At 69.1% G+C, this 16,526-nt stretch carries 18 protein-coding genes and 1 pseudogene; 8 read left to right on the forward strand and 11 right to left on the reverse strand.

Features of this window, described 5'->3' with window-relative positions:
- From AC27VN_RS13435 to AC27VN_RS13465, 7 genes and pseudogenes are all read left to right on the forward strand, one after another.
- Positions 1-136 (forward strand): annotated as a pseudogene (locus AC27VN_RS13435) (DNA repair protein RecO); the annotation flags it as partial.
- Positions 133-909 (forward strand): pyridoxine 5'-phosphate synthase, encoded by a 777-nt coding sequence (locus tag AC27VN_RS13440; protein ID WP_490876855.1) that lies wholly within the window; start codon positions 133-135, stop codon positions 907-909. The pseudogene AC27VN_RS13435 and the gene AC27VN_RS13440, both read left to right, overlap by 4 nt.
- On the forward strand, positions 906-1,313 hold the full coding sequence (gene acpS / locus AC27VN_RS13445) for a holo-ACP synthase (protein ID WP_057592281.1): 408 nt from the start codon (positions 906-908) through the stop codon (positions 1,311-1,313). The genes AC27VN_RS13440 and acpS overlap by 4 nt, the downstream gene beginning before the upstream one ends.
- A complete protein-coding gene (nagZ, locus tag AC27VN_RS13450) occupies positions 1,310-2,398 on the forward strand; it encodes a beta-N-acetylhexosaminidase (protein WP_490876856.1) in 1,089 nt (362 codons plus the stop codon). The genes acpS and nagZ overlap by 4 nt, the downstream gene beginning before the upstream one ends.
- 46 nt (positions 2,399-2,444) lie before the next feature.
- Positions 2,445-3,794 (forward strand): glycosyltransferase family protein, encoded by a 1,350-nt coding sequence (locus tag AC27VN_RS13455; RefSeq protein WP_490876857.1) that lies wholly within the window; start codon positions 2,445-2,447, stop codon positions 3,792-3,794.
- Positions 3,795-3,919: 125 nt separating this feature from the next.
- Positions 3,920-4,594: a class I SAM-dependent methyltransferase gene (locus tag AC27VN_RS13460; protein ID WP_093348704.1), complete on the forward strand. Its 675-nt coding sequence runs from the start codon at positions 3,920-3,922 to the stop codon at positions 4,592-4,594.
- Between the two features lie 13 nt (positions 4,595-4,607).
- Positions 4,608-5,417 (forward strand): galactosyltransferase-related protein, encoded by an 810-nt coding sequence (locus tag AC27VN_RS13465; RefSeq protein ID WP_490876858.1) that lies wholly within the window; start codon positions 4,608-4,610, stop codon positions 5,415-5,417.
- Between the two features lie 33 nt (positions 5,418-5,450).
- On the opposite strand, the gene AC27VN_RS13470 is transcribed toward AC27VN_RS13465, so the two are convergent.
- The 5 genes from AC27VN_RS13470 to AC27VN_RS13490 form a co-directional block, all read right to left on the reverse strand.
- Entirely contained in the window at positions 5,451-6,326 is an 876-nt protein-coding gene (locus tag AC27VN_RS13470; RefSeq protein WP_490876859.1) for a CgeB family protein, read from the reverse strand.
- A 99-nt stretch (positions 6,327-6,425) separates the two neighbouring features.
- The gene (locus AC27VN_RS13475; protein WP_296780144.1) at positions 6,426-6,956 is read right to left on the reverse strand and encodes a M48 metallopeptidase family protein; all 531 of its coding nucleotides are present in this window, start codon (positions 6,954-6,956) and stop codon (positions 6,426-6,428) included.
- A gap of 36 nt (positions 6,957-6,992) precedes the next feature.
- Positions 6,993-8,252 (reverse strand): Hsp70 family protein, encoded by a 1,260-nt coding sequence (locus AC27VN_RS13480; RefSeq protein ID WP_490876860.1) that lies wholly within the window; start codon positions 8,250-8,252, stop codon positions 6,993-6,995.
- A complete protein-coding gene (lysS, locus tag AC27VN_RS13485; RefSeq protein ID WP_203204870.1) occupies positions 8,249-9,799 on the reverse strand; it encodes a lysine--tRNA ligase in 1,551 nt (516 codons plus the stop codon). The genes AC27VN_RS13480 and lysS overlap by 4 nt, the downstream gene beginning before the upstream one ends.
- A 174-nt stretch (positions 9,800-9,973) precedes the next feature.
- Positions 9,974-10,627: an LON peptidase substrate-binding domain-containing protein gene (locus AC27VN_RS13490; RefSeq protein WP_281078927.1), complete on the reverse strand. Its 654-nt coding sequence runs from the start codon at positions 10,625-10,627 to the stop codon at positions 9,974-9,976.
- A 49-nt stretch (positions 10,628-10,676) separates the two neighbouring features.
- On the opposite strand from AC27VN_RS13490, the gene AC27VN_RS13495 reads away from it, so the two are divergent.
- On the forward strand, positions 10,677-11,231 hold the full coding sequence (locus tag AC27VN_RS13495) for a YggT family protein (RefSeq protein WP_057592332.1): 555 nt from the start codon (positions 10,677-10,679) through the stop codon (positions 11,229-11,231).
- 75 nt (positions 11,232-11,306) lie between these two features.
- Here the strand turns inward: AC27VN_RS13495 and accD are convergent, their stop codons facing one another.
- The 6 genes from accD to AC27VN_RS13525 form a co-directional block, all read right to left on the reverse strand.
- Positions 11,307-12,179 carry an acetyl-CoA carboxylase, carboxyltransferase subunit beta gene (accD, locus tag AC27VN_RS13500; protein WP_057592272.1) on the reverse strand — a complete coding sequence of 291 codons (873 nt, stop codon included), beginning with the start codon at positions 12,177-12,179 and terminating at the stop codon, positions 11,307-11,309.
- A 105-nt stretch (positions 12,180-12,284) separates the two neighbouring features.
- Entirely contained in the window at positions 12,285-13,130 is an 846-nt protein-coding gene (gene trpA / locus AC27VN_RS13505; protein WP_490876861.1) for a tryptophan synthase subunit alpha, read from the reverse strand.
- Positions 13,130-14,407 (reverse strand): tryptophan synthase subunit beta, encoded by a 1,278-nt coding sequence (gene trpB, locus AC27VN_RS13510; protein WP_057592270.1) that lies wholly within the window; start codon positions 14,405-14,407, stop codon positions 13,130-13,132. Before trpB ends, trpA begins: the two co-directional genes overlap by 1 nt.
- A gap of 48 nt (positions 14,408-14,455) precedes the next feature.
- Positions 14,456-15,157: a phosphoribosylanthranilate isomerase gene (locus tag AC27VN_RS13515; RefSeq protein ID WP_203204874.1), complete on the reverse strand. Its 702-nt coding sequence runs from the start codon at positions 15,155-15,157 to the stop codon at positions 14,456-14,458.
- Positions 15,154-15,966 carry a tRNA pseudouridine(38-40) synthase TruA gene (truA, locus tag AC27VN_RS13520; protein ID WP_057592268.1) on the reverse strand — a complete coding sequence of 271 codons (813 nt, stop codon included), beginning with the start codon at positions 15,964-15,966 and terminating at the stop codon, positions 15,154-15,156. The genes AC27VN_RS13515 and truA overlap by 4 nt, the downstream gene beginning before the upstream one ends.
- A 33-nt stretch (positions 15,967-15,999) precedes the next feature.
- A partial coding sequence (locus AC27VN_RS13525) for a FimV/HubP family polar landmark protein (RefSeq protein ID WP_490876862.1) occupies positions 16,000-16,526 on the reverse strand: 527 nt, incomplete at its 5' end.

Genomic DNA, 16,526 nt, shown 5'->3' on the forward strand with positions numbered 1-16,526 from the left:
GCTGCGGCTGGTCGCGACCCTGAGCAACGGCAGCAACAGCGCGCTGCGCAACCAGCTGCGCGCGCTGCTCAACTACCATTGCGGCGTGTCCACGCTGCGTACGCGGCAGTTGATGAGAGATATCCAAGCACTATGAGCACTTCCTCTGCCTCGGCCGGCACCACCGCGCTGTCGGTCAATCTCAACAAGGTCGCGCTGGTGCGCAACACGCGCCACCTGGGCATTCCGAGCGTGGTGAAGGCCGCCACCCTGTGCCTGCAGGCCGGCGCCCAGGGCATCACCGTGCATCCGCGGCCCGACGCGCGCCACATCCGCACGCACGACGTGCATGACCTGTCGGCGCTGCTGGCCAAGGACTGGCCCGGCATCGAGTTCAACATCGAGGGCAATCCGTTCCAGAACCTGATGGACTTCGTGCGCGAGCTGCGTCCCCATCAGGCCACCTTCGTGCCCGACAGCGAGACCCAGTCCACCAGCGACCATGGCTGGACCTTCCCCGACGACGCCGAGCGCCTGCGCCCCCTGATCGCGGAAGCCAAGGCGCTGGGCGTGCGCGTCAGCCTGTTCATGGACCCGATCCCCGAGATGATGGCCGCGGCCAAGGCCGTCGGCGCCGACCGCGTCGAGCTCTACACCGAGTCCTTCGCGGCCTCGCGCGGCACGCCCGACGAGCAGGCGGTGCTCGAACGCTACGCGGCCACGGCGCGCGCCGCGCTCGCCACCGGCCTGGGCCTGAACGCCGGCCACGACCTGAGCCGCGACAACCTCACGCCCTTCCTGAAGGCGGTGCCCGGCGTGCAGGAGGTCTCGATCGGCCATGCCTTCGTGGCCGACGCGCTCGAGCTGGGCTATGCAGCGACCACGCGCGACTACCTGCGCTGCATCGCCGAGGCCCACGCCGCCGCATGATCTACGGCATCGGCACCGACATCTGCGACGTTCGCCGCATCGCCGCGACCTTCGAGCGCCAGGGCGAGCGCTTCGCGCGCCGGGTGCTCAGCGACGCCGAATTCGCGGTCTGGAAGGCCCGCAGCGAGCGCTGGCCCAAGCGCGGCCTCAGCTACCTCGCCACCCGCTTCTCGGCCAAGGAGGCCTTCAGCAAAGCCATCGGCATGGGCATGCGCATGCCCATGAGCTGGCGGCTGTGCGAAATCGCCAACCTGCGCAGCGGCAAGCCGGTGATCGTGCTGCACGGCGAGCTCAAGACCTGGTTCGAGGCGCAGAACCTCACGGCCCACGTCACCGTCACCGACGAAACCGAATACGCCGCGAGCTTCGTGGTGGTCGAACGCAAGGATGGGCCCGCGCCATGAGTGCGAAGACCGAGGAACTGCTTCTGTCGCCGCTGGTCGTCGACGTGGCCGGCACGGCGCTGACCGATGCCGACCGCCGCCGGCTGGCGCATCCGCGCGTGGGCGGCGTGATCCATTTCGCGCGCAACTGGGAAAGCCGCGCGCAGATGACGGCGCTCAATGCCGAGATCAAGGCGATCCGGCCCGACCTGCTGATCTGCGTCGATCACGAGGGCGGGCGGGTGCAGCGCTTTCGCAGCGACGGCTTCACCCACCTGCCCACGATGCAGTCGCTGGGCGAGCTCTGGATGCGCGACGCGATGCAGGCCACCCAGGTCGCGACCGCGGCGGGCCAGGTGCTGGCCGGCGAGTTGCGCGCCTGCGGCGTCGACTTCAGCTTCGCGCCGGTGCTCGACCTCGACCATGGCCGCAGCACCGTGATCGGCACGCGCAGCTTCCACCGCGATCCGCGCGTGGTCGCGCTGCTGGCCAAGAGCCTGATGCACGGCATGCTGCTCGCGGGCATGCGCAACTGCGGCAAGCACTTTCCGGGACACGGTTGGGTCAATGCCGACTCGCATGTCGAGATTCCCGTCGACAAGCGCAGCCTCAAGGCCATCCTGGCCGACGACGCGCGGCCCTACGACTGGCTCGGCGGTGCGCTGGCGGCGGTCATGCCGGCGCACGTGATCTATCCGAAGGTCGACAGCCGGCCCGCGGGCTTCTCGCCGCGCTGGCTGCGCGATATCCTGCGCGGCCGCTTCGGCTTCGACGGCGCCATCTTCAGCGACGACCTCAGCATGGAGGCCGGCCGCTACATCGACGGCGAACTGCTGAGCTTCGCCGACGCGGCGCTGGCCGCGCTGGGCGCCGGCTGCGATCTCGCACTGCTATGCAACCAGAGCATCGGCGAAGGCCGGCCGCTCGACGAGTTCCTCGACGGCTTCGAAGCCGCCGAACGCGCCGGTCGCTGGCAGCCCGGTGCCGAGGCGCGCGCCAGCGAGGCACGGCGCCGCGGCCTGCTGCCGCAAGGCGAGCCCGTCGACTGGCAGGCGCTCACGCGTTCGCGCGGGTACCTCGATGCGCGCCGCTTGCTCGACATCTAGCGCGACGCCATCGTCGCCCGCGGCGGTCCGCTGCCTGGAGTGACTCATGCCCCTGTGCCTCAGCCTTCTTCAGCGCGCGGACGAGGCGGTGCTGCGCAACCATGCGCACTACTGCCGCCTGTTCGGCTATCCGCACCAGTGGGCCGACACCGAGCGCATCGCTCATCCGGCGCTGCGCGCGAGCGCCAAGTACAGCCAGATCCTGCGCCACCTGCGCACGCTGGCCGAGGGTGACTGGCTGCTGTTCCTCGACGGCGATTCGGTGGTGTTCCACCCGGTCGCGGTCGAGGCGCTGATGCACGGGCGCGACCTGGTCGCGCTCGAGGGGCCATCGACCGGCGACCGCGCCGGTCCCGCCATGACCAACATGCTGGTGCTGCGCAACACGCCCGGCAACCGCGCGCTGCTGCATCAACTGATCATCGACGCCGGCCACGTGGTCGCGCTCGAATCGCCGCGCCTCGACGAGACCGCGCGCCTGGCACCGGCGGGGCTCCTGCCCTGCAACAGCGTGCTGGCCGAGGCCTACATCAATGTCTCGTGGCGCGTCTCGCAGTGGCACGACGCGCGGGTCTTCGTGGTGAACCTCGCCGCGCTGCCGGTGCCGCTGCCCGACGGTGGCTGGCGCGACGAGATCCTGCACGACCTGAACCTGCAGGCGCTGCTGGTGCGCGAGGTCAACGGCGCCCTGATGCAGGGCCGCCCGGTGCTGCAGCCGCCCGACTATCCGGCGCTGTCCGACGAGGCGTGCACCAGCATCAATCCGCAGGCGCGCATCGCCTTCCTCACGCTCTACACCCACCACATCGCGACCTATGCGCGCGTGTCGGAGCACAACGTGCGCCGCTACTGCGAGCGCCATGGCCACGCGTACCACGTGTACCGGGCGCTGCCCGAGGTGATCGGGCCCGGCATCAACGGCTCGTGGGTGCGCACCTGGCTGCTGCAGCAGCACCTGGCGCAGCACGACTGGGTGATCTGGGTCGACGCCGACGTGGTCTTCCGCAACCAGGCGCGCCCCTTCGAGCCGCTGCTGCAGGGCCGCGATCTGCTGCTGGCCAAGGACGTCGGCGCCTGGCGCTTCAATTCGGGCGTCATGGGTTTTCGCAACACGCCGGCCAACCTCGCGCTGCTGGAACGCATCTGGGCGCGCATCGGCGAGGTGGCCGACAAGTCCCAGGTCTACAGCAGCCTGGGCGACCAGCACTACACCAACGAGGTGCTGAAGGAGGAGGGCCTGCTCGGCGAGCACAGCGTGCTGGACAACCTCAGCCTCAACACGCCGCCGCTGCTGGCCGACGAGGACACGCTGCTGGTCCATTTCGTGAGCCTGTCCGAGCCCTACCGGTCGGTGTACATGGCCGCCATGGACGCGGCCTCGCAGAAGATCCGTTAGCCGCCGGCCGTGGGCGATCAAAGCTCGCGCAACCGTGCAGAACCTGACACCGCGGCGCCCGCCGCGCCAGGGCGCTCCTGTACAGTCGTATGCCCCAGAACAGCAGCGAGAGCAGAGGGATTCCCATGGCGCACATAGGCTATTCCTGGCCCACCTTCGACGTCCTGACGCAGGAGATCGTCCGGGCGATCGACCCGCAGCGCATCCTCGACATCGGCGCCGGTGGCGGCAAGTACGGCGCGCTGCTCAAGGACATCGTTCCGCGCTGCGAGCTCACCGCGCTCGAATGCGACGAAGCGGCCTTCCCGGGCCTGCGCGAAACGGGCTACCACCACATCCTGCCGATCACCGCCGACGGGCTGTACAAGCAGAGCAGCGACCTGTACGACGTCGTCATCCTCGGCGACGTGATCGAGCACATGCTGCATTCGCAGGGCCGGGACCTGCTGGAGTTCCTCAACTACCGCTCGCGCTACATCCTCATCTCCACGCCCGAGTGCATGCCGATGAGCCGCCCCGTCTTCTTCGAGGGCCACAACTCGCTCTGGCGGCCCGATTCCTTCTCGTGGCACGACTACTGGGCGCACCAGCAGTGCGGCGTGATGCATTTCTACCTGCTGCGCGGCCACGACAACTGGGCCGGCCCCGGCCTGGCGGAAGTGGTCGAGAAGGTGAACGGCGCGGGCATCTTCAACCGCTACCAGGACGAGAAGACCCAGCCGGTGCAGCTCGAGATCCGGGACACCCGCTTCAAGCAGCCCGCGGGCGACGACAACTTCATCCTCTACCGGCCTTTCTGAGAGCCGCAGCGCCATGGCCGAAGCGAACAAAACCTCCCTGCGCGACATCGACATCATCGTGTCGTACCGCGAGGCCAACGAGGAGCGGCGCGAGAATCTCTACACCGTGCTCGCGCACCTGGGGCGCACCTACACCGACTACCGGCTGTGGCTGCTCGAGGCCGCGGCCACGCCGAGCTTCGACTGGCGCCGGCTCGACGATCCGCACATCCGGCATGTCTTCGTGCCGCACGACGGCCCGTTCCCCAAGTCGATGCTCTACAACACCGGCGTGCGGCTCGCGCGCAGCCCGGTGATCTGCTTCCACGATGCCGACTCGATCGCCCAGCCGCAGTCGCTGCGGGCCTGCATCGATGCACTGATGGAAGGGCAGGACAGCGATGCGCTGTGCCCCTACTGGTCGGTGATCAACGTCGCCGGCGCGCTCAAGCAGGGCTTCATGGCCGACCCGGACTATGGCCGCCTGGCCACCATCGATCCGCAGCGATTGCCGGAGGACGCGATCGTGCTGTACCCCAATGCCAATGGCGGCATCGTGCTGTTCAAGCGCAGCGAGTACATCCGCGTGGGCGGCTACAACGCGCGGCTCGAGGGCTGGGGCGGCGAGGACGACGAGCTGCTGCGCCGCGCTTCGCGGCTCGGCGTGCGCTGGCACTCGATGAACGTGCCGATGTTCCACCTGCACCATGACTCGGTCTCGCGCGGCGAGCACATCGAGCGGATTCGCGATACCGAGAATGCGCGCGCGCCGGAGGCGATTGCCGACATGTCGCAGGAAGAGGTCGAGGCGCTGGCCGTCGAGCTGTCGGCCTTCTTTCGCTGAACCGGGGCGCCGGCCTGCACGCTCGCGGTCGGCTCAGCCGCCGGCTTGTTGCGAGCGCCACGCGAAGAAGCGCTCGATCGCGGGCTGGATGAACATCGCCTGCGACGTGGCCGTGAAGAGCCGGTGGCCCAGCTCGGCGCGTGCCCGGCGTTCTTCCGGTGCCGACAGCAGCCGCTCGGCCGTGTCTGCGAGCCGCTCATAGGGCTCGCCGAAGACCCCTTCGCGCAGCTCGGTCCGCAGCTCGCTGTCGTCGTAGATCTCCGTCAGGATCGGCTTCTTCGCGACGAAACCGACCGCCAGTCGCGGAATCTCCACCGTGCGCGTGGCGTCGAGGAAGCTCACGTTGAGCAGCAGGCGGCTGCGTGCCAGCAGGGCGGCGCGCTCCGCCACCGGAATCGAATGGTGCGCCACGACGGTCATTCCGCGCGCGCGAAGCGTCTCCAGCAGGCGCATGCGCCGATCGTTGAGGCTGCCGAAGAAAAGGACGTCGATGTCTTCGGCCACGGGCGGGTCGGACGCCGGCGGCGGCAGGATGGCGCCGGCCTGGTAGCCGTAGGGCACCAGGTCCGCGCGGGCGATGCCGAGCTCCGCGTAGCGCCGGAAGTTCAGCGCGCTGTATTCCCACACGTAGCTGTTGCGCAGGATCTCCAGGTAGGCCGGCGTGAAGGCATTGCCGCCCTCGACCAGCTGCTCGATGTTGACGACGATGCAGTCGGGCCCGAGGTGCGCCAGCTGGTTCCAGGTCAGCCCGGCCGCGAACATGACGATGTTGACGCGGCGCGTGTCGACCTGCGCCTGCTGCCAGTTGACGTCGTAGCCGAGTTCGAGGAGCCCGAGCCTGAAGCCCTCGACGATCTCTCCGATGAACTGCGGATCGCCCGCCGATGTCAGGTGCAGTGGATGTTTCATGGACTCCCTCTTTCTCTTGGGGGCGCGCCTCCCGAGTCGCGCGCCATGCGAGGGGGATTGTGTGCACGGTCGCGGCTCCAGGCAAGCCGCCGCGCCTGCTCAGGATCCGGCGGGCGGCGTGGCCGCCGATTCCCACAGGCGCATCCCGCCCGCCTCGATGTGCGTCAGGTAGAGCCGCAGATCGAACTCCAGCTGGTGGTAGTCCGGCTCCATGTGCGTGCACAGCGCATAGAAGGCCTTGTCGTGGTCGCGCTCCTTCATGTGCGCGAGCTCGTGCACGACGATCATGCGCAGCCAGGGAGCAGGCACGGCCTTGAACAGGTTCGCGACGCGGATCTCCTGCTTGGTCTTGAGCTTGCTGCCCTGCACGCGCGACACGGTGGTGTGGGTGCCCAGCGCATGGCGGATCACGTGCAGCTTGCTGTCGAAGATCACCTTCGACAGCGGCCCGGCCTTGCGCATGAACTCGTTCTTGAGCCCGGTCGTGTAGAGGTAGAGCGCCTGGTCGGTCTGCACGGCATGCGCGCCCTCGGGATAGCGCTCGCGCAGCCAGGTGCCCAGGCGCTCTTCGTCGAGCAGCTTGCGCACCTGCGCCTGCAATGTCGTCGGATAGGCCGAGAGGTACTTCATGCGCGATGGCGCGACCGATGACGCGGAGCCCGCCGCTCAGCGCGCCGCGAAGGCCAGCCCCGAGGCCACGCCGCCGAACAGGTCGCCCTCGACCAGCGGCACGCCCGCGAAGCTCTTGCGCAGCGCTTGCTGGAAGGGCCGCAGCGCCGAGGAGCCGCCGGTGAGGTAGATGGCGTCGAGCTCGTTGCTGCGCAGGCCGGCGCGCTTGACGCAGGCATGGGCGCAGGCGATCACCGCCTCGAACTGCGCCGCGAGCTGCTGCGCCATGTCGGCCGGCGACAGGGTGCTCGTGAGACCGGGCTCGGCGCAGTCGAGGTCGATGGTGGCGGGTGCGTCGCTGACCGAGGCGTCGATCTTGGCCTGCTCCACCGCGCCGAGCACGCGGTGGCCATGGCGCTCGTCGAGCACCGCCATGAGGCGGTCGTGCAGCCGCGTGTCGGCATAGCTGGTGCGCAGCTCGCGCGCCTGCCGCGTGGCTTTGGCGAGGTACAGCCAGTTGATCAGGTGCCACGACGACAGGTCGAAGAAGACCTTGCTCGGCACCTCGCGGCCCTGCGGCCCGTGGTGGCCGAAGCCCAGCAGCGGCATCACGCGATCGAGGTTGAGCCGCTGGTCGTAGTCGGTGCCGCCGATGTGCACGCCGGTGGTGGCCAGCACGTCGTCGCCACGCTCCTCGCGCGCGGCGCGCTCGGGGCCCAGGCGCACCACGGTGAAGTCGGAGGTGCCGCCGCCGATGTCGACGATCAGCACCAGCGATTCCTTGCGCACGCGCTGCTCGTAGTCGAAGGCGGCCGCGATCGGCTCGAGCTGGAAGGCGATGTCGCGGAATCCCGCGGCGCGCGCGGCGGCGCGCAGGCTCTGCTCGGCGCGCTCGTCGCGCTTGCTGTCGTCGTCGACGAAATGCACCGGCCGGCCGATCACCACGCGCTCGGGCAGGCGGCCCATCTCTCGCGCGGCCCGCTCGGCCATCTCGCGCAGGAAGCGCGCGATGATGTCCTCGAAGCTCACGAGGCCGTCGAAGATCGCGGTCTTCTCCTGCATCAGCGGGCTGCCCAGCAGGCTCTTGAGCGAGCGCATCAGCCGGCCTTCGACGCCGGCCAGGTAGAGCGCGATCGCGTCGCGGCCGAAGTGCGTGCTGCGGTCCTCGGCGTTGTAGAAGATCGCGGTGGGCAGGGTGGTGGCCGCGCCTTCGATCGGCAGCAGCCGGGTGGCGCCCGCGATGCGGCAGGCGACGGCCGAATTCGAGGTTCCGAAGTCGATGCCGATCGCGGTGGCGTTCGCGGTCGCGGTGCTCAAGATTCCCGGCGCAGCGCGGGGAACAGGATCACGTCGCGGATGCTCGGCGAGTCGGTCAGCAGCATCATCAGCCGGTCGATGCCGATGCCGCAGCCGCCGGTGGGCGGCATGCCGTACTCGAGCGCGCGCACGAAATCGTGGTCGTAGTACATGGCCTCGTCGTCGCCGCCGTCCTTGGCCGCCACCTGCGCGTTGAAGCGCGCGGCCTGGTCCTCGGCGTCGTTGAGCTCGCTGAAGCCGTTGCCGAACTCGCGGCCCGTGATGTAGAGCTCGAAGCGCTCGGTGACTTCGGGGCGCTCGTCGTTGGCGCGCGCCAGCGGCGAGATCTCGGTCGGGTGCTCCATGATGAAGGTCGGCTGCCAGAGCTTCTCTTCGACGGTCTCCTCGAAGTACATCACCTGCAGGCTGGCCAGGCTGCGCTGCGAGAGCTTGTCCTTCTCCTCGCTCAGGCCCAGCTTGCGCAGGGCGTTGACGAGCCAGGCGCTGTCGTCGACCCCATCGCCCGCATCGGTGTGCTTGAGGATCGCCTCGCGGATCGTCAGGCGCTCGAAGGGCTGCGTCAGGTCGACCGGCTTGCCCTGGTAGGTGAGTTGCTGCGTGCCCACGGCCTTGTCGGCGATGGTGCGGATCAGCGTCTCGGTGAAGTCCATCAGGTCGCGGTAGTTCCAGTAGGCCGCGTAGAACTCCATCATCGTGAACTCGGGGTTGTGCCGCACCGAGATGCCCTCGTTGCGGTAGCTCCGGTTGATCTCGAACACGCGCTCGAAGCCGCCGACGATCAGGCGCTTGAGGTAGAGCTCGGGCGCGATGCGCAGGAACATCTCCTGGTCGAGCGCGTTGTGGTGCGTCTTGAAGGGCTTGGCGTTGGCGCCGCCCGGGATCGGATGCAGCATCGGCGTCTCGACCTCGAGGAAGTCGTTGGCCACCATGAATTCGCGCAGCGCGCTCACGGCCTTGCTGCGCGCGGTGAAGCGCACGCGCGCCGATTCGTCGGTGATCAGGTCGACGTAGCGCTGGCGGTACTTCTGCTCCTGGTCGGCCATGCCGTGGAACTTGTCGGGCAGCGGACGCAGGCTCTTGGTGAGCAGGCGCAGCGTCGTGACCTTGATCGACAGCTCGCCGGTCTTGGTCTTCATCAGCGTGCCTTCGGCGCCGAGGATGTCGCCGAGGTCCCAGCGCTTGAACTCGGCATAGACCTCTTCGCCGACCGCGTCGCGCGTGACGTAGAGCTGGATGCGGCCGGTGGCGTCCTGCAGGGTCGCGAAGCTGGCCTTGCCCATCACGCGCTTGAGCATCATGCGGCCGCCCACGCTCACGGCGACGTTCTGCGCCTCGAGCGCTTCGGCTTCGACGGCGCCATGCGCCTCGACGAGCGCGGCGGCGCGGTGGCCCGGCTTGAAGTCGTTGGGGAACGCGACGCCCTTGCCTTCGGTCTGCGCGGTGCGCAGCAGCTTGAGCTTCTCGCGGCGTTCGGCGATGAGCTGGTTGTCGTCGACGGCGGGCGTGGTCGCGGCCGGAGCAGGGGTGGGCGGCTGTTGTTCGGACATGGGGAGGCGGTGGGGGAGGCGCGCGCAGGGAAATTCGGCGCGAAAGGCGGGATTTTAGCCCAGGCGATGGCGCGCGAATTCCGGCGAACCCGTCGCCGGCCTTGCGCCATCAGCTATCAAATTCGAAGCGCGAAACGAAGCGGGGCGGGCGCTTCGGCCGTGTCGCCCGAGCGCTCAGGCGATGCCGGTGCGCGCCAGCAGATCGCCGACCAGCTCCAGCCGCATCAGCGGACTCTCGAGCTCCATCAGCCGCTGCCGCAGCTCGAGCTGCATCGGCACCAGCTCGCACCAGCGGTTGGCGACCCAGCCGCAGTCGTCGTAGCGGTAGGGCGCGCCGATCGGCAGGCGCACCGGCGGCGAACCGGTGGCGTCCTGCGCGCGCTTGCGCTCCTCGAGCGTGTCGACCAGGCGGCGCAGCGCGGTGGCGGTGTGCTGCAGGTCCTCGGGGATCTCGAGCGCGACGTCGTCGGCGAGGATCGCGACGTCGGCGATCCACAGGCCGTGCTTCTGCAGTTCGCTGTGGCGTACGCGAAAGCGCTGCGTGCCGACGCACTCGATCTGCAGCAGGCCGCTTTGCGGCGATTCGAATTCGCGGATCACGGCCAGCGTGCCGACCTCGGCGAAGCGCTCGGCCTGCGCGCCGGCCTTGCGCACCTCGGTGCCGCTCGTGAGGTTCACCACGCCGAAGGGCACGCCGCCCTTGCGGCACTTGCCGATCATGTCGAGGTAGCGCACCTCGAAGATGCGCAGCGGCAGCAGGCCGCCGGGGAAGAGGACCGTGCCGAGCGGGAACAAAGGCAGGGAGTTCAGAAGGGGTTGTGTCGTCATCGAAGAGCCTTGCGTGGCTATCATCGCACTCCGCTTCACCTCGCGCGCCATGCTCTATCAGATCCCATCGTTCCTCCTCGACGTGATCGTCGGCCTGCTCGGCGGCGCCTGCCTGCTGCGGCTCTACATGCAGTACCACCGCGTGCCCTTTGGCAATCCGCTGGGCCGCTTCATCTTCGCCATCACCGACTGGATCGTGCTGCCGCTGCGGCGCCTGCTGCCGGCCGTCAAGAAGTGGGACCTCGCGAGCGCCGTGGCCGCCTGGCTGCTGGTGATCGCCAAGTTCCTCGTGCTGTGGCTGTTGATCGGCAACCTCGGGCGCATCGGCGCGCTGCCGCTGGTGTCGTTCATCGGCCTGCTGCAGCTCGCCGTGTCGGGACTGACCGCGCTGCTGGTGGTGTACGCGGTGCTCTCGTGGGTGCCGGGCGCCTCGCCGATGCTGCTCGACCTGATCTCGCGTCTGGCCGAGCCGCTGGTGCGGCCGTTCCGCCGCGTCATTCCGCTGCTCGGCGGCGTCGACCTGTCGCCGCTGGCCGCGATCGTCGTGCTGCAGGTGATCGCGATCGTGCTGAACAACCTGCTGGTGTTGGCCTACCGACTCTGACCGGTTGCAGTCCCTATGAAAAAAGCGCCCGGAACCGCGAGGTTCCGGGCGCTTCGTCTTTCGAGAGGCTCTGAATCAGCTCACCGCATCCGCCGGTTGGCGCAGCAGCATCGCGAGCGTGCTGGCGATGGTCTTGCGCAGTTCGCGGCGGTCGCTGATGAAGTCGATCGCGCCCTTGGTCTGCAGGAACTCGGCGCGCTGGAAGCCTTCGGGCAGGGTCACGCGCACGGTCGATTCGATCACGCGCGGGCCGGCGAAGCCGATCAGCGCCTTGGGCTCGGCGATCACCACGTCGCCCATGAAGGCGAAGCCGGCCGACACGCCACCCATGGTCGGGTCGGTCAGCACGCTGATGTAGGGCAGGCCCTTCTTCGCGAGGCGCGTGAGCGCGGCATTGGTCTTGGCCATCTGCATCAGCGACAGCAGGCCTTCCTGCATGCGCGCGCCGCCGGTGGCGGTGAAGCAGATGAACGGCACCTTCTGCTCGATCGCGGTCTCGACGCCGCGCACGAAGCGCTCGCCGACCACGCTGCCCATGCTGCCGCCCATGAATTCGAACTCGAAGCAGGCGACCACCACGCTGATGCTGTGGACCGAGCCGCCCATCACGACCAGCGCGTCGGTCTCGCCGGTGTTCTCCAGGGCTTCCTTCAGGCGCTCGGGGTACTTGCGGCTGTCCTTGAACTTGAGCGCGTCGACCGGCAGCACTTCCTGGCCGATCTCGTAACGGCCCTCGGCATCGAGAAAAGCGTCGAGGCGCGGACGGGCGCCGATGCGATGGTGGTGGCTGCAGCTCGGGCAGACGTTCTGGTTGTGCTCGAGGTCGGTCTTGTAGAGCACCGTCTCGCAGGCCGGGCACTTGATCCACAGGCCCTCGGGCACCTGGCGGCGCTCGGCGGGGTCGGTCTGGGCGATCTTGGCGGGTAGCAGTTTTTCAAGCCAGCTCATGGGCATTCCTAGGTTCGCGCGAAGGCGGGAGAGCCTTCGGGGCCGTCAGTGCCCCCTTCCGTGCTTTTTCGCATGACGAAAGGGGCCTGACGAGGGCAGCGGCGATTATCGGCCAGCCGCATTCTTCGCGGTAGCCGCCGGCAAGGCATCGAGCGCCTCGCGGGTGCCCGCGAGGAATTCATGCACCGCGGGCACCACCTTCTCGCGTGGCTGGCCGTCGATCAGCTGGATGATCTTGGTACCGATCACGACCGCGTCGGCCGCCGAGCCCACCGCCTGCGCGGTGCTGGCGTCGCGGATGCCGAAGCCCACGCCGACCGGGATGCCCACGTGCTGGCGGATGCGCGGGAGCATGCGGCCGACCGCTTCGGTGTCGAGGTGGCCGGCGCCGGTCACGCCCTTGAGCGACACGTAGTAGACGTAGCCGCTCGCGATGCGCGCGACCTGCGCCATGCGCTCGTCGGTGCTGGTGGGCGCCAGCAGGAAGATCAGGTCGATGCCGGCTTCGCGCAGATCGGCGGCGAACTGTTCGCACTCCTCGGGCGGGTAGTCGACCACCAGCAGGCCGTCGACGCCGGCCGCGGCCGCGTCGCGGATGAAGGCGTGCTTGCCGTGCACGAGGTCGTAGCGCTCGACCGGGTTGGCATAGCCCATCAGCACCACGGGCGTGCCCGTGTCCTTCGCGCGGAAGGCCGCGACCATCGCCAGCACCTGCTTCATGCCGATGCCCAGCGCGAGCGCGGCTTCGCCGGCCTGCTGGATCACCGGGCCGTCGGCCATCGGGTCGGAGAAGGGCACGCCGAGCTCGATCACGTCGGCACCAGCCGCGACCATGCCGTGCATGAGCTCGGGCGTGATGTCGGCAAAGGGGAAGCCGGCGGTGACGTAGGGGATGAGCGCGCGGCGCCCGTCCTTCTTCAGCGCCTCGAAGGTGGCTGCAATGCGGCTCATCACTTGCCTCCCTTCACGCTCAGGCCGCGCATCGAGGGCCGGTCGTAGAAGTCGACGCCCGCGAGGTCGGCGACGGTGCCGATGTCCTTGTCGCCGCGGCCCGAGAGGTTGACCAGGATCGACTGGTCGGGGCGCATGGTCTTCGCGAGCTTCAGCGCGTGGGCCACGGCGTGGCTGGATTCGAGCGCGGGAATGATGCCCTCCGTGCGGCACAGGTAGTGGAAGGCCTCGAGGGCCTCGATGTCGGTGACGCCCACGTACTCGGCGCGGCCGATGTCGGCCAGGTACGCATGCTCGGGGCCCACGCCGGGATAGTCGAGGCCGGCGCTGACGCTGTGCGTCTCGGTGATCTGGCCGTCCTCGTTCTGCAGCAGGTAGGTGCGGTTGCCGTGCAGCACGCCCGGGCTGCCGCGCAGGATCGAGGCGGCGTGCTTGCCGCTGTCCAGGCCTTCGCCCGCGGCCTCGACGCCGATCAGCCGCGTGCCGGCGAACGGGATGTAGGGATGGAAGATGCCGATCGCATTGCTGCCGCCGCCCACGCAGGCGACCACCGCATCGGGCTGCTTGCCCTCGGCCTCGCCGGTGATGCCGTCGGCCGCCAGCATCGCGGGCATCTGCTCGATGCACTCGGTGCCGATCACGCTCTGGAAGTCGCGCACCATCATCGGGTAGGGGTGCGGGCCGGCCACGGTGCCGATGATGTAGAAGGTGTTCTCCACGTTCGTGACCCAGTCGCGCATCGCCTCGTTGAGCGCGTCCTTCAGCGTCTTGCTGCCCGATTCCACCGGCACCACCGTGGCGCCGAGCAGGTTCATGCGGTAGACGTTGGGGCTCTGGCGCTTCACGTCCTGGCTGCCCATGTAGACCACGCATTCGAGGCCGTAGCGCGCGCAGATGGTGGCCGTGGCCACGCCGTGCTGGCCGGCGCCGGTCTCCGCGATCACGCGCGGCTTGCCCATGCGGCGCGCGAGCATCGCCTGGCCGATCACGTTGTTGATCTTGTGGGCGCCGGTGTGGTTGAGGTCCTCGCGCTTGAGGTAGATCTGCGCGCCGCCCATCTCGCGGCTGGTGCGCGCGGCGTGGTAGATCGGCGAGGGCCGGCCGACGAAGTGCTTGAGCTCGTAGTGGAATTCGGCCAGGAAGGCCGGGTCTTCCTTGTACTTCGCGTACGCGTCGCGCAGCTCGTTGATCGCGTGGGTGAGCGTCTCGCTCGCGAAGGTGCCGCCGTAGTTGCCGAAATGGCCGGTGGCGTCGGGTTGCTGGTAGGTGCTTTGCATGGTTCTCGATCGTTGGGCCGCAGCCCGGTCGACAACCGGGTGCGGCGGCTAACTGGAGAAGGACGAGGCGTCGGCCGCTCTCACCGCGGCGACGAATTGCCGGATCTTGCCGGCGTCCTTCAGGCCCTTGTTCCCGGGACCGTCGATCTCGACGCCCGAGCTCACATCAACGGACAGCGTCTTGCAGCGTGTCCGCAGCGTGCGAATGCCATCGCCCACGTTTGCAGGTGTGAGTCCACCACTCAAGACGAGGTGAGCGTCGACGGCGGGTGGAAGAAGTGACCAATCGAATGCCTTGCCGCCACCGCCATAACCGTCGACATGGGCGTCGAGCAGGATGGCCTGGGCGTTTGAGAAATCGGATGCGTATTTTACGAGGTCGAAGCGGGCGCCGGCCTCGCCGAGGGGAATGCGGGCCGCGCGCATGAAGCGGAAGCGGCCGTTTCCGCTCGCCGCGAGGCAGTCGGCGGGCGTTTCATCGCCATGGAACTGGGCGATGGCACCCGGCACCCGGGCCAGGGCGGCGATGGCCTCGGCGGGTTGCGCATCGACGAACAGCAGCACCGGCGTGACGAAGGGCGGCAGGCGCGCGGCCAGCACGGCCGCGCGTTCGGGCGCGATGGCGCGCGGGCTCTTCGGGTAGAGCACGAAGCCGACGGCATCGGCGCCGGCTTCCACGGCGGCATCGAGGTCGGCCTCGCGCGTGAGGCCGCAGATCTTGATGCGGGTGCGCGGCGGGAGAAGGCTCATGGCGGGCCATCATAGGCCGCGCGGGCGGCCTGGAAGGTGGCCTCGGCCGGCAGACCCCACTTGGCGTCGTACAACGGGCCGAGGAAGTACAGCCCGTCGGGCGAGAAGGTCGGCGCCGCCGCGTCGCGGCTGCGCGCGGCGAGCACCTCGCTGATCCACTCGGGCGACTCGGCGCCCCGGCCCACGCGCACCAGGCAACCCATCAGGTTGCGGATCATGTGATGCAGGAAGGCATCGGCCTCGAACTCGAACTGCCAGCGGCAGCGCTCGCCCTCACCGTGGCGCGTGATCTCGATGCGCCGCAGGTTCTTGACCGGCGAGCGGGCCTGGCAGGCCGAGGCGCGGAACGAGCTGAAATCGTGTTCGCCGATCAGCAGCGCGGCCGCGGCGCGCATCGCATCGCCGTCGAGCAGGTTCATCGACCAGCCGACCCGCCCCGCGTCGAGGCTGGGGCGCACCGGCGACTGCGAGAGCACGTAGACGTAGCGCCGCGCGAGGGCGCTGGCGCGGCAATGGAATTCGGCCGGCACCGGATGCGCCCACTGCACCGCGATGTCGTCGGGCAGGTAGCGGTTGGTGCCGCGCATCCAGGAGAAGGGTTCGCGCTGCACCTCGGTGTCGAAGTGCACCACCTGCATCAGCCCGTGCACGCCGGCGTCGGTGCGGCCGGCACATAGCGTGGAGATGCGTTGCGCGGCGAACTGGGACAGGGCCTTCTCGAGCTTGTCCTGCACCGTGCGGCCCGAGGACTGGCTCTGCCAGCCGTCGTAGGCCTGGCCGTTGTAGCGGATGCCGAGCGCCAGCCTCACGAAACCAGGAACCAAGAGGCCGGCGCCGCGCGCTCAGCGCAGCTCGGCGAGCAGTTGCCGCGCCTGCGACTTGAGTTCGCCGGCGCTTTCGGCTTCGACTTCCTCGACCAGCGAGCGCGCGCCCTCGACGTCGCCGATGGCCTGCAGCTCGCGCGCCAGCGACAGCTTGACGGCATGCGGGCTCTCGTCGTCCTCATGGGCCGACGCCGACGGCGCGGGATGGTCGGCGCCGTTGCCCGAGCGGGCGGGCAGGCCGGCCAGGGCACTCATGTCGAATTCGATGAAGCCCGAATCGGCCGGCAGGCCGGCACCGCCGCGCAGCACGGCCGGGCGGGTGTTGTCGGCGTCGTTGAGCGAGCCGGGCAGGGTGTCGAGCGGCAGCGCGCCGGGGGCGGTGTCGAAATCGTTCTCGAGGTCGACCGTCGGCTGCGCAGCCAGGCTGGCGGACGGGGGCGTCGTCGGGCGTGCGGCCGGGGCGGGCGCATAGGCCGACTTCGGCAGGCTGGCGCCGACCGGTGCCAGCGGCGGCGGTGCGGGCGGCTGGCTCAGGTCGAGGTCGA

The sequence above is a fragment of the Variovorax sp. 20P10.2.4 genome (assembly GCF_058244205.1).